Raw genomic sequence first — 13,649 nt, forward strand, 5'->3', positions numbered from 1 at the left:
TATCCATGTTATTCTGAAAACAACGAGCAGATACCTGTTGTACCAATCGCTATAGTTAAAGAGGAGAACGCCTGCATGACCTCAACGACCGACCGCCTCGAAGCACTCTTCGCCAGCCGGGTGCGCGATGTAGTGCCGCCCCTGTTTGGTGCTGCCGGTGAACCGGTGCGTCCCCTGATCAGCCTGTCGTATGGGCTGGCCGATCCGATACTCTTTCCCCGTGCCGAGCTGATGGCTGCCGCAGCCGAAGTACTGGCTTACGAAGCTGCCGAGTCACTGAACTATGCGATGTCTTATCCTGGTCTGACCGATCAGATTGTGGCTCGCTTACAGGCTGAAGGTGTGGCCGCCCAACCCGAACATGTCCTGGTTGGCTACGGCTCCGGGCAGATTCTGGCGCTTCTGCCGGAGATATTCGTAGAGCCGGGTGACATCGTAATCATTGAAGCACCCAGCTTTCTCGGTGCAGTGCGGCGTTTTGTTCAGTCGGGTGCGCGTCTGATCAGCATCCCGGTCGATGAGGAAGGTATGAACGTTGAGATGCTGGCCGACACCTTGCGCGACCTGGCGGCAAATGGTCAGCGACCGAAATTTATCTACACCATTCCCACCTTCCACAACCCAACCGGCGTGACCATGACTCTGCCCCGTCGTCGGCAATTGGTTGATCTGGCAGCGGAATACGGGGTACCGGTCGTTGAAGACGATGCCTACATTGATCTCCGCTTCGCTGGCGAACCATTGCCTTCACTGGCTGCCCTTGATCAAGATGGTTGGGTCATTCGGGTGGGTACCTACTCCAAAATCCTGGCTCCTGGTTTACGGATTGGGTGGGTGCATGCCCGCCGCGAGATCATCGACCGCCTGCTGATGGTGAAGGCCGAAGGCACCACCGGCCCCTTCATCACCCGGCTTGTTGCCCGCTTCTGTGCCGATGGTCGCCTCGAACGGCACATCGCCACCCTTCGCCAGCACTACGCAGTCAAGTGTGCAACAATGGCAGCGGCCATTCGGCGCCATTTTCCGGCAGAAGCCAGCTTCGTCATGCCCGCTGGTGGCTTCTTCATCTGGGTCCAGTTGCCAAAGGGGGTAAGTGCCCGTGCCTTACTCGAAGCCTCGCGGGCCCGTGGAGCAGAATTTCTGGCCGGCACCGCCTGCTTCGTCGAACGAGAGCGTGGCGATAATGCAATGCGCCTCGCCTTCAGCTTCCAGAGCAGCGAGCGGATCGAAGAAGCAATCGCGATTATTGGCTCGGCCTTTGCCGATCTCTAGGAGTTCAAAAAAAATCGTACTCATCTCTTCGTGCATCGAGCACACCACATAAAGTGCTCGATGCCCTTTCTTTCCCCCGTGCCCACCCGGCAATGCGGTTGGCCCAATATGGCGTGCGGCAGCCATGCTGCCGCGAGTGCTCCTCCGCCAGGCCGGTCAGTGCAGGATGGCCTGTGCTAGCCACCTTGCTGTACCCACCTCCTCACCGCCGAACGCATCTCACACCGGCCACGCGAACAACGTGTACGCCAAAAATGCCCTGGCAGCGAAATGATTGCCGTTTTTGGAGTGCGGCAGCCATGCTGCCGCGAGTGCTCGTCCGGCAGGCGGGTCAGCGCAGGATGGCGTGTACCGGCCACCCTGCCGCCCCCCCTCCTCACCGCCGAACGCATCTCACACCGGCCACGCGAACAACGTGTACGCCAAAAATGCCCTGGCAGCGAAATGATTGCCGTTTTTGGAGTGCGGCAGCCATGCTGCCGCGAGTGCTCGTCCGGCAATGCGGTCAGCGCAAGTATGGCGTGCGGCAGCCATGCTGCCGCGAATGCTCGTCCGGCAATGCGGTCAGCGCAAGTATGGCGTGCGGCAGCCATGCTGCTGCACCCACCGTCCTCCGTCCACACAAACAACCTGCCCGCCATGCACCACCTGCCACGCCGTGATTGCCGTCTTTGGCGTGTGGCAGCCATGCTGCTGCACGCCAAACTGGCGCTACGTGCATTCGTGAGGCAGCACGGGTGCCCTGCAGCGATGCCCACCGTCTCAGACATCGGGGCCGACGACGCAGATGTGCTACTTGGCACGGTGGATGCAGCAGCGATGCTGAGATAGGCAACGATACCGTTCAAGGACCAACGTCCATATCAGGCTTTGGCTGAGACTATTTCTCCTGGATCACATCAACAACAATGTACCTCTGGTACATCGATGTTGTCATACGGTATCGTTGCTAGTTTCCTTCGCAATGCATCTGGAGCACGTTCGTTAAACCATGTAGCTGAACAGAAGGGATACTGCTCGGCACTCGCGACTAGCCCGTGTTTGACAGGGTTGTTGTGAACATAATTCAGGCGTGCCAGGTAACTTTGTTCATAGGTTAGACAAGTATCCCAGTATTGAAACCAGACCTTGCGACCTTTACTCCCATCCAAAACATTAATCGCTCGTGCAGTTTGAGAATGAAACCGTTGGATAAGGGGCTTTAACGAGCTGCTATCTTCAGGCGACTGAGCAATAAAGTGGTAGTGATTGGAGAATACAGCCCATGCTTGTAATCGCCAATTGTATGCTTGCATAATCTCGAAGAGAGTACTTTGCAGGATATGCAATTTCTGTGGTGAGTTGAACAAGGGCTGATGGCATAGCGTAGAAGCCGTGACGATGTAAAACGCATTTGGCACAAAGAGGTGTGCTGGACTGTGATGCCACGTGATCATGCTGGTATCTTGTTCCATAACATCGGCTTGTCAACCTGCACAGTTCAGGGGTGCATACTTGTTCGACAATCAGAGTATATCACCTGACTCCTGATGCACGAACACTATCTTACCACCCGTGACAGCCAGATAGCCGGTCAGTAGAGTATGGCGTGTGCCGCCCCCCTCCTCACCGCCGAACGCATCTCACACCGGCCACGCGAACAACGTGTACGCCAAAAATGCCCTGGCAGCGAAATGATTGCCGTTTTTGGAGTGCGGCAGCCATGCTGCCGCGAGTGCTCGTCCGGCAGGCGGGTCAGCGCAGGATGGCGTGTACCGGCCACCCTGCCGCCCCCCCTCCTCACCGCCGAACGCATCTCACACCGGCCACGCGAACAACGTGTACGCCAAAAATGCCCTGGCAGCGAAATGATTGCCGTTTTTGGAGTGCGGCAGCCATGCTGCCGCGAATGCTCGTCCGGCAATGCGGTCAGCGCAAGTATGGCGTGCGGCAGCCATGCTGCCGCGAGTGCTCGTCCGGCAATGCGGTCAGCGCAGGATGGCGTGTACCGGCCACCCTGCCGCCCCCCTCCTCACCGCCGAACGCATCTCACACCGGCCACGCGAACAACGTGTACGCCAAAAATGCCCTGGCAGCGAAATGATTGCCGTTTTTGGAGTGCGGCAGCCATGCTGCCGCGAATGCTCGTCCGGCAATGCGGTCAGCGCAGGATGGCGTGTACCGGCCACCCTGCCGCCCCCCCTCCTCACCGCCGAACGCATCTCACACCGGCCACGCGAACAACGTGTACGCCAAAAATACCCTGGCAGCGAAATGATTGCCGTTTTTGGAGTGCGGCAGCCATGCTGCCGCGAATGCTCGTCCGGCAATGCGGTCAGCGCAAGTATGGCGTGCGGCAGCCATGCTGCCGCGAGTGCTCGTCCGGCAATGCGGTCAGCGCAGGATGGCGTGTACCGGCCACCCTGCCGCCCCCCCTCCTCACCGCCGAACGCATCTCACACCGGCCACGCGAACAACGTGTACGCCAAAAATGCCCTGGCAGCGAAATGATTGCCGTTTTTGGAGTGCGGCAGCCATGCTGCCGCGAGTGCTCGTCCGGCAGGCGGGTCAGCGCAGGATGGCGTGTACCGGCCACCCTGCCGCCCCCCCCCTCCTCACCGCCGAACGCATCTCACACCGGCCACGCGAACAACGTGTACGCCAAAAATGCCCTGGCAGCGAAATGATTGCCGTTTTTGGAGTGCGGCAGCCATGCTGCCGCGAGTGCTCGTCCGGCAATGCGGTCAGCGCAGGATGGCGTGTACCGGCCACCCTGCCGCCCCCCCTCCTCACCGCCGAACGCATCTCACACCGGCCACGCGAACAACGTGTACGCCAAAAATGCCCTGGCAGCGAAATGATTGCCGTTTTTGGAGCGCGGCAGCCATGCTGCCGCGAATGCTCGTCCGGCAATGCGGTCAGCGCAAGTATGGCGTGCGGCAGCCATGCTGCCGCGAGTGCTCGTCCGGCAATGCGGTCAGCGCAGGATGGCGTGTACCGGCCACCCTGCCGCCCCCCCCCTCCTCACCGCCGAACGCATCTCACACCGGCCACGCGAACAACGTGTACGCCAAAAATGCCCTGGCAGCGAAATGATTGCCGTTTTTGGAGTGCGGCAGCCATGCTGCCGCGAGTGCTCGTCCGGCAATGCGGTCAGCGCAGGATGGCGTGTACCGGCCACCCTGCCGCCCCCCCCTCCTCACCGCCGAACGCATCTCACACCGGCCACGCGAACAACGTGTACGCCAAAAATGCCCTGGCAGCGAAATGATTGCCGTTTTTGGAGTGCGGCAGCCATGCTGCCGCGAATGCTCGTCCGGCAATGCGGTCAGCGCAAGTATGGCGTGCGGCAGCCATGCTGCCGCGAGTGCTCGTCCGGCAATGCGGTCAGCGCAGGATGGCGTGTACCGGCCACCCTGCCGCCCCCCTCCTCACCGCCGAACGCATCTCACACCGGCCACGCGAACAACGTGTACGCCAAAAATGCCCTGGCAGCGAAATGATTGCCGTTTTTGGAGTGCGGCAGCCATGCTGCCGCGAGTGCTCGTCCGGCAGGCGGGTCAGCGCAGGATGGCGTGTACCGGCCACCCTGCCGCCCCCCCCTCCTCACCGCCGAACGCATCTCACACCGGCCACGCGAACAACGTGTACGCCAAAAATGCCCTGGCAGCGAAATGATTGCCGTTTTTGGAGTGCGGCAGCCATGCTGCCGCGAATGCTCGTCCGGCAATGCGGTCAGCGCAGGATGGCGTGTACCGGCCACCCTGCCGCCCCCCCCTCCTCACCGCCGAACGCATCTCACACCGGCCACGCGAACAACGTGTACGCCAAAAATGCCCTGGCAGCGAAATGATTGCCGTTTTTGGAGTGCGGCAGCCATGCTGCCGCGAATGCTCGTCCGGCAATGCGGTCAGCGCAAGTATGGCGTGCGGCAGCCATGCTGCCGCGAGTGCTCGTCCGGCAATGCGGTCAGCGCAAGTATGGCGTGCGGCAGCCATGCTGCCGCGAGTGCTCGTCCGGCAATGCGGTCAGCGCAAGTATGGCGTGCGGCAGCCATGCTGCCGCACTGGACTTTGGCCCTTTCTGGGAGGGACGTGCCATGCGGGTACCAGCATGGTATATGGTATCGTACAAGGTTATGACCACGACTAGCAGCCAGGAGGCACGCGATGCCCAGGAAGCAGTCCCCCACCCCCACGGCCATGGTTCCGGTGGTACTCGCCACCCTGATGCAGATCATCGCGGCCCACCGCCCGGCATGTCGCCAGGAGCGGACATTCCGGCGGGCGGTGGCGCTGCTGGTTGGCGAGCTGGTTGCGTTTGCCAGGCACACCGTCACCCAGGTGCTGCTCGCGCTCGGCAAGCCCGACACGGACGGGACGGCGTGCTCCCGCCTGGTCAGTCGGTCACGGTTCGACGAAGCGACCCTGACCGCGGGTCTCGTTCGTGAGACGCTGAAGCGGAGTTCCAACTACGACCCCGCTGTGGTCGGGATCGACAGCACGCAGACTCCGCGACGCAGGCTGACCCTTCCCGGCACGAGGTGGGTGCACGCACGCCGCACGTGGGGATGGATCCGTGGGCCCACCCGACCAGAACGCTGGTGGCGGGGCGCACAGCGGTGGCGTTTCACCACGTTGTGGCGCAGCTACCGGGCCGCCCTGTGGGGCACGGCGGAATGTCGGTCGCTTTGGACGACGTCCACGGACGATTGGCTGAAAAAAAGAGCACACGATCATCGCCCTGACCAACGCCGCACGCGCGGCGGCCAGGGCGTAGGGGGGCCAGCGGCCTTCTCACCCCCCAAACGACCCATCCACCAGCACGCAACCGAGAGTCACCAGCATCTGCTCCCGACTCTCGTCATCCCTCCTGCGTCCACGAAACAGCCAACCTCCAGTGCGGCAGCATGGCTGCCGCACTCCAAACTGCGCGACACGGCATGACGAGCGGGTACGGCAATCCATCCAGCACGTGCTGGCACGGCTGGAGCGGTGCACTGCCACCGGGCTAGTCGCCCACAACAGCACCCCTAGCGATCATACCCGCTGATACGCACGTGGTTGACACCAGTCATGGGTAATGCATAGCCGCGACCGCGACAATGAGGGTCAACGGCGTACCACGCGCAGGATCGTAAGCACGGCTGCTGCGGCAGCATGGCTGCCGCACTCCAAACGTTGCGACAAGCGCGTGACGAGCGGGCAAGGCAACCCTCCAGTGCGTGATGTCACGACTGGAGCTGCTCTCTGCCAACAGGACAGGGGTGATTGCCAAGCGTTCATGCACTTGGGCGACAGTAGCACGATAGCACAGCTTTTATGAAATGAGTTCTACTTACATCTTACCCACGAGTTCTGCCCGGCAACGTATGCACTGACATACCTGCTACAAGCACATCTGTAGAGAAAAGGAAGGAGGGTAGGTGAAGCTATTGCCTTCACCTACCCCGCCTGTCAGAATACTGCGGATGCGCTCTAATGACATCCAGGCTGCCCGAACATTACCCCTGTTATATCCGGCCTACTCCGCCACGTGGCTGAAGATGTCAGTCTCAGAGATAATCCCAACCGGCTCGCCATTCTCAAATACCGCCAGCCGGCGAATATTGCGCTCGACCATCAACGCTGCGCATTCGGTAATCGGCGTATCCGGGCTAACACTCAGCAATGGCCGGCTCGTCAGATCACCGACGGTCAAACCATCGATGGCCCGGCCCTCGCGCACGACCTTCTTCAACACGTCACGCATAGTCATAATGCCCCATTCGCCGCTGGCGTCGGGTTTGACAATCACCGAATGGATGCCACGTCCACGCATATAGATCGATGTCTCGCGGAGCGAGGCTTCCGCCGGTACCGCCACCACCGCCCGTGTCATCACCGCACCAACACTGCCGTGCGGGTAAACACGGCCATCGGCACGGCGCAGAATCTCCGGGCCGAAGGTCGGGGTGGGATGCGGCACATCGCCGGCAACGATCTTCTCCATGTTGGCAATGATCAGGCTGGCAAACTCCGAGGTCTTCACCTCGCGCGCGCCCTCCATCAGACGGGCAAAGTCGTATGTCACCGTCTTGTCGGCAATGGTGCGCTCGAGGCCGGCAATAATCAGATCGGCGGCTTCCGTCCAGCCCATATAGCGCAGCATCATCTCACCCGACAGAATGACTGAGCCGGGGTTGACCTTGTCAAGATCGGCATATTTTGGTGCCGTACCGTGGGTAGCCTCGAAGATAGCGTGACCGGTGACGTAATTGATGTTACCGCCAGGGGCGATCCCGATGCCACCGACCTGGGCCGCGAGGGCGTCAGAGAGGTAGTCGCCGTTGAGGTTCGGCGCAACAATCACATCAAACTCATCGGGGCGGGTCAGAACCTGCTGGAAGATAATGTCGGCAATTGCGTCCTTGACCAGAATCTTACCGGCGGCCAGCGCCTCTTTCTGCTCGGCATTCGCCGCTGCTTCACCCCGCGCAGCCTTCGTGCGCTCCCATTGTGCCCACGTATAGACATAATCACCAAAGGCCCGCTCAGCATATTCATAGGCCCAATCGCGGAAAGCGCCCTCGGTGAATTTCTGGATGTTACCCTTGTGCATCAGGGTGATGCTCTTGCGCTTGTAGGTAATGGCGTACTGAATAGCCGCTGCCATGATGCGCTCGGTACCAATGCGGCTGATTGGCTTGATACCGATGCCAACCTCAATCTTTCCTTCCGGTTCTTCGCCGATCAGTTGGCGGAATTCATCAGTCTTTTCAGGCGTGCCGAAGCGAATCTTGTCGAAATCCTTCGGGAATTCACGCTGCAAAAATGCGATGATCTTCGCCGCTTCTTCGCTACCGCCGCGATACTCGATGCCGGTGTAAACATCCTCCGTGTTCTCACGGAAGATAACCATATCAACCTTCTCCGGGTGCTTGACCGGCGAAGGAACACCGGCAAAATGGCGAACCGGCCGCTGACAGACGTAGAGATCGAGATGCTTGCGCAAGGCAACGTTCAACGAGCGAATGCCACCGCCGACCGGGGTTGTCAATGGGCCTTTGATCCCGACCAGGTACTTCTGAAACGTCTCAATTGTCTCGTCGGGGAGCCAGTTACCCGTCTCGTGGAAGGCTTTTTCGCCTGCCAACACCTCAAGCCACTCGATCTTACGCTTTCCGCCGTAAGCCAGTGCAACCGCCGCGTCGAAGACACGTACACTTGCCCGCCAGATGTCACGTCCGGTACCGTCACCTTCTACGAATGGAATAATTGGATGATCGGGTACTTGCAAGCGCCCGTTGCTGATTTGAATGGCTTCGCCTGCTGGCGTCGGTTTCATGGTTACTCTCCTTAAACATGCCTTACAATAGATTGCGGCCTGTATTATAGCCGACAATCGCTGTCTTGACCACTATTACCATGCGATATAATCCCGTTCTGCTGCCCAACATCTGCCCACCTCCTGCACTGAATTCATGCATATCTGGCATCATGATTATTGCCGGTCGATCTGCATCCATCTCATGTCATTACTTGCAAAGGTTTTTGCGATTTGTTGCACGAAGAATTTTCATAGTTCGTGCTGATTGACACAACCTTGAAGACAGGTATAATTCCTTTGACACCGCCATCCGCGTCGGTAGGTTCTGCGATTGCACGCTGAGAGGCCGTCTATGCTTGAGTCATATGTTCCGGTACTGATCTTGTTTCTCATCGCTGTTTTCATTGCTGCGTTCGTGATCACGTTGTCTGCCCTGCTCGGCCCGCGTCGCAGCACGCCACGCAAGCTGGCGCCCTACGAGTCGGGTATGGATCCGGTTGGGCCGGCAATCCGACGCATTCCGGTGAAATTTTATGTGGTAGCGATGCTCTTCATCGTCTTCGATATTGAAGTGGTGTTCTTTTACCCGTTCGCACTGGTGTTTCGTCAGCTCGGCCCTGCCGGTCTTGCCGCCATGGGAGTCTTTTTCCTGGTGCTGCTCGTCGGCTTTGTCTATGAATGGAAGAAAGGGGCGTTGCGATGGGAATAGAGGAGAAGGCTGGTAATCTTGGGATTGTGACTACAACGCTCGAGACGGTTGTTAATTGGGGCCGGACAAATGCGATGTGGCCCTTGCTTTTTGGTCTAGCTTGCTGTGCCATCGAGATGATGGGCGCGCAGGCGAGCAATTACGACCTCTCGCGCTTTGGCATGGAATTGAACCGCGCTTCGCCCCGCCAGGCCGATCTGATGATTGTTGCCGGGCGTGTGTCGCGGAAGATGGCGCCGGTTGTGCGTCGCCTGTACGATCAGATGCCCGAACCCAAGTGGGTGATTGCGATGGGTGATTGCGCCGCCTGTGGTGGTATCTTTAACAACTACGCCATCGTTCAGGGGGTTGATGAGGTGGTTCCGGTTGATGTCTATGTCGCCGGTTGTCCGCCCCGCCCTGAAGCGTTGATCGACGGCATTATGATGCTGCATCAAAAGGTGATGCGCGAGAAGATCAGTGGCAAGAAGGAATCTCCCATCCGCATTGATCAGCCGCTTGTGCAGGTGAAGTAGTATGGATAATCAAACGGTGCTTGCTGCATTACGTGAACGGTTTGCGGCCGAGATTCTGGCTGTCAATGAGTTTCGCGGCGATCTGAGTCTGACCTTCACGCCCAAGGGCTATCTGGCTGCGGCTCAGTTTTTGCGCGATGACCCTGATCTTGCCTATACGTTCCTGGAAAATCTTTGCGGGGTTGATTACCTCGGACGCAAGCCGCGCTTTGAAGTGGTCGCGCATCTGACCAGTATGCGCCATCGTCATCGTGTGTGTTTGAAAGTCGGTTGTGATGAGCCTGAACCAACGGTGCCGTCGCTGACGCCACTCTTCCCGACGGCCAATTATCAGGAACGCGAGACGTTCGATCTGCTTGGCATCCGGTTTGACGGCCATCCGTCGCTGACCCGCATTTTGTTGCCGGACGATTGGGTCGGCCATCCGCTCCGCAAGGATCATCCGCTTGGCGATGAAGAGATTGCGTTTACGTTCAATCAGGAACGTATTTACGCTCGTAAGCCGTTCGTGAGGGAGTAGCCGCGTATGACCGAACCGATCACTGTACCCACACCGCAGCAGATCATTGAGCCGGCTGTGGCTGGACGCACCGAGACGATGGTGCTGAATATGGGGCCGCATCATCCCAGTACCCACGGTGTGCTGCGGCTTGTGCTGGAACTTGACGGTGAGGTGGTGGTGAATGTCGCGCCTGACGTTGGCTACCTCCATACCGGCATTGAAAAGACGATGGAGAGCAAGACCTACCAGAAGGCGGTTGTGTTGACCGACCGGATGGACTATCTGGCTCCGCTTTCCAATAATCTGTGTTATGCTCTGGCAGTTGAAAAGCTGCTCGATGTTGAGATTCCAGAGCGTGCTCAGATTGCACGGGTCTTGCTCACCGAGTTGCAACGTATTTCATCGCACCTGGTCTGGCTCGGCACTCACGCCCTCGATCTGGCGGCGATGAGTGTCTTCCTTTACGCTTTCCGCGAGCGCGAGCAGATTCTCGATATTTTTGAGCTGGTCTCTGGGGCGCGCATGATGACCAGCTATTTTCGGATCGGTGGCCTGGCCTACGATCTGCCATCCGATTTTATCCCGACGGTCGAGCAGTTCCTCGCTGTTATGCCATCACGGATTGATGAGTACGAGGATTTGCTCACTGCCAACCCGCTCTGGCTCGAACGAACCGTTGGTGTTGGTGTCATTGATGCGCAATCGGCGATTGCGCTGGGCCTGACCGGTGCCAATCTACGGGCTACCGGCGTTGCGTATGATGTGCGCAAGGCGATGCCCTACAGCGGCTATGAGACCTACTCGTTTGAGATACCGGTTGGCAAGAATGGCGATATTTACGACCGCTATCGAGTGCGTATCGCCGAGATGCGCCAGAGTGTGAAGATTGTGCAGCAGGCGACCGAGCGTTTGCGTGAGTTGGGGCCTGGCCCGGTTGTGACCTCGAATCGAAAGGTTGCCCCACCGCCAAAGCGCGAGATTACCGAGAGCATGGAGTCGCTTATCCATCACTTCAAGTTGTGGACAGAAGGTTTCAAGCCGCCACGGGGTGATGCCTACGTGAGCATCGAGTCGCCGCGTGGTATTCTGGGCTGTTATGTGGTGAGTGATGGTAGCCCGAAACCGTGGCGTGTTCACTTCCGGGCGCCGTCGTTTATCAATTTGCAGAGTCTGGCTCATATGGCGAAGGGCCGGATGGTTGCCGATCTGGTCGCGTTAATTGCCAGCCTCGATCCGGTGTTGGGCGAGGTTGATCGCTAACCGACTATCATACTGCGGAGGAAAACGTGACTCTGCTCGAAACACATCAGGCTGAGATTGAGGCAATCGTGGCGCGCTACGCCAGTAAGCGTAGTGCAGTGTTGCCGTTGCTGTATCTCGCTCAGGATACCTACGGCTATCTGACCGATGAGGCAATTCGGGAAGTGGCGACCATCCTTGATCTGCCGCCAACCGATGTCTACGAGGTGGTTGGCTTTTATACCCTCTTCTATGATCGCCCGGTGGGTACCTGGGTGTTGCAGGTCTGTGATGACGTTCCCTGTTGTTTCTGTGGTGCCGAGGAGTTGATTTCCGCCTTGAAACAGGCGCTCGGCATTCGTGAGGAAGAGACGACTGCCGATGGGATGTTTACCCTCCAGCGCGTCAAGTGTCTGGCGGCATGTGATCGGGCACCGGTGTTGCAGGCCAATCTTGATTATGTGTACGATGTCACTCCCGAACGGGTCGAAGTGTTGCTCAACAACCTGCGCGCACGTGCCGCCGAAGCACGCAAGCGGGGGGTGAGTGGTCGTTTCGCTGAAGATTATGAATTTACCCGTGATGGTCGTCTGGTTCAGATTGAACGGTTTTCACCTTACCGGCCACGTGAGTTTGTGACCGAACCACCGGTCACTGAGGTTACGCCACCGCCGGCGGTGGTACCAGAGGCTGAGTCTGGTATTGATCGCCCGGAAACCCGGAAGGCCTCGCCGCTGTGATGATGCGCCGGGATGTTCGCCATTTGGTGCGCTAGAAAGTTGGGTTCGATGGGGCTGAGTGAACATATTGTGATGCGGGAACTCGATATTCCCGACATTTCCGACTTTGCCGTTTATCGCCGTCATGGTGGGTGGGAAGCTTATCGCTACGCTCTGACCGAGAAGACTCCAGCCGATATTGTACAGATGGTGAAGGACTCCGGTCTGCGTGGTCGCGGTGGGGCCGGCTTTCCCACCGGGATAAAGTGGGGTTTCCTGCCCAAAGGTGTCTACCCGCGTTATCTGCTCTGCAATTGCGATGAGTCTGAACCAGGGACGTTCAACAATCATCAGATTATTGATAAAAATCCCCATCAATTAATTGAAGGGGTAGCATTGTCGGCCTATGCGATTGAGGCTAACACTGCCTATATCTACATGCGCGGTGAATTTGCCGCTGCTGCCCGCACCCTGGAACGGGCCATTGCCCAGGCCTACGAAGCCGGTTTTCTAGGCAAAAATATCTTTGGCACGGGGTTTGATCTCGATATTTACGTGCATCGCGGTGCCGGCGCCTACATCTGTGGCGAAGAGACGGCTCTGATGGAGTCGCTGGAGGGCAAGATTGGTCAGCCGCGTCTGAAACCGCCCTTCCCAGCGGTTGCCGGTCTGTATGGCAAACCGACGATTATCAACAATGTTGAGACGCTGGCCAATGTGCCGCGGATCGTCGAGAAGGGGGTGGCCTGGTACCGTTCGCATGGCACCGAAAAGAGTCCCGGTACCAAGTGCTTCTCACTCAGCGGCCATGTCAACCGCCCGGGAAACTATGAATTACCGTTTGGCGTTCCGCTCCGCGAGCTGATCGAGTCGCCGGAGTACGGCGGTGGGATGAAGGGCGGCCGTCCGGTAAAGATTATCATTCCCGGTGGTGCTTCTGCGCCATGGTTGACCGCCGATCATCTCGATGTGCCGCTCGATTACGAAAGTGTCGCGGCTGCCGGTTCGATGCTCGGTTCAGGTGCTGTGATCGTCCTGAACGATACCGTTTCGGCACCGCATGTCGCGTATAAAATGGACGAGTTCTTCAAGCACGAGAGCTGCGGCAAGTGTACGCCGTGCCGTGAAGGTACCCATTGGCTGGTCCGCACGCTCCACCGTATGGTCGAAGAGGGGCATGCCACCGCTGCCGATATTGATACCCTGCACAGCATTTATCGCCAGATGGCCGGTAATTGCTTCTGCCTGCTCGGCGAGAGTGCAGTTATGCCGATCAAGAGTGCATTGCAGCTCTTCCCCCACGAGTTTGAAGCACTGGTCAAGCGGAGTAGCAGCCGTAACGGTCATCATATTCCGCTCGCCGTCCATCGCTAGACAGATCGTCAGTACGCCGCAGTGTGTCGGTG

At 58.6% G+C, this 13,649-nt stretch carries 9 protein-coding genes; 7 read left to right on the forward strand and 2 right to left on the reverse strand.

Annotated elements, in window-relative coordinates:
* The first annotated feature begins 75 nt into the window (after positions 1–75).
* A complete protein-coding gene (locus CAUR_RS15200) occupies positions 76–1,272 on the forward strand; it encodes an aminotransferase-like domain-containing protein (RefSeq protein ID WP_012258743.1) in 1,197 nt (398 codons plus the stop codon).
* Between the two features lie 899 nt (positions 1,273–2,171).
* Here CAUR_RS15200 and CAUR_RS15205 read toward each other — a convergent pair.
* A complete protein-coding gene (locus CAUR_RS15205; RefSeq protein WP_012258745.1) occupies positions 2,172–2,726 on the reverse strand; it encodes an REP-associated tyrosine transposase in 555 nt (184 codons plus the stop codon).
* Between the two features lie 4,048 nt (positions 2,727–6,774).
* The gene (icd, locus tag CAUR_RS15220) at positions 6,775–8,577 is read right to left on the reverse strand and encodes an NADP-dependent isocitrate dehydrogenase (protein ID WP_012258747.1); all 1,803 of its coding nucleotides are present in this window, start codon (positions 8,575–8,577) and stop codon (positions 6,775–6,777) included.
* A gap of 334 nt (positions 8,578–8,911) precedes the next feature.
* On the opposite strand from icd, the gene CAUR_RS15225 reads away from it, so the two are divergent.
* The 6 genes from CAUR_RS15225 to nuoF are packed head-to-tail and all read left to right on the forward strand — an operon-like array spanning position 8,912 to position 13,617.
* Positions 8,912–9,268 (forward strand): NADH-quinone oxidoreductase subunit A, encoded by a 357-nt coding sequence (locus tag CAUR_RS15225; protein ID WP_012258748.1) that lies wholly within the window; start codon positions 8,912–8,914, stop codon positions 9,266–9,268.
* On the forward strand, positions 9,259–9,783 hold the full coding sequence (locus tag CAUR_RS15230; protein ID WP_012258749.1) for an NADH-quinone oxidoreductase subunit B: 525 nt from the start codon (positions 9,259–9,261) through the stop codon (positions 9,781–9,783). Before CAUR_RS15225 ends, CAUR_RS15230 begins: the two co-directional genes overlap by 10 nt.
* A 1-nt stretch (position 9,784) precedes the next feature.
* Positions 9,785–10,303, forward strand: coding sequence for an NADH-quinone oxidoreductase subunit C (locus CAUR_RS15235; protein WP_012258750.1), 519 nt, complete (start codon positions 9,785–9,787; stop codon positions 10,301–10,303).
* Between the two features lie 6 nt (positions 10,304–10,309).
* Positions 10,310–11,545, forward strand: coding sequence for an NADH dehydrogenase (quinone) subunit D (nuoD, locus tag CAUR_RS15240; RefSeq protein ID WP_012258751.1), 1,236 nt, complete (start codon positions 10,310–10,312; stop codon positions 11,543–11,545).
* A 26-nt stretch (positions 11,546–11,571) separates the two neighbouring features.
* Complete coding sequence (nuoE, locus tag CAUR_RS15245) at positions 11,572–12,264, forward strand: NADH-quinone oxidoreductase subunit NuoE (RefSeq protein ID WP_012258752.1); 693 nt, start codon at positions 11,572–11,574, stop codon at positions 12,262–12,264.
* Between the two features lie 48 nt (positions 12,265–12,312).
* The gene (gene nuoF, locus CAUR_RS15250) at positions 12,313–13,617 is read left to right on the forward strand and encodes an NADH-quinone oxidoreductase subunit NuoF (protein ID WP_015909320.1); all 1,305 of its coding nucleotides are present in this window, start codon (positions 12,313–12,315) and stop codon (positions 13,615–13,617) included.
* The last annotated feature ends 32 nt before the right edge of the window (positions 13,618–13,649 follow it).

It is taken from the genome of Chloroflexus aurantiacus J-10-fl (assembly GCF_000018865.1).
In the GTDB taxonomy this organism is placed as follows: Bacteria; Chloroflexota; Chloroflexia; order Chloroflexales; family Chloroflexaceae; genus Chloroflexus; species Chloroflexus aurantiacus.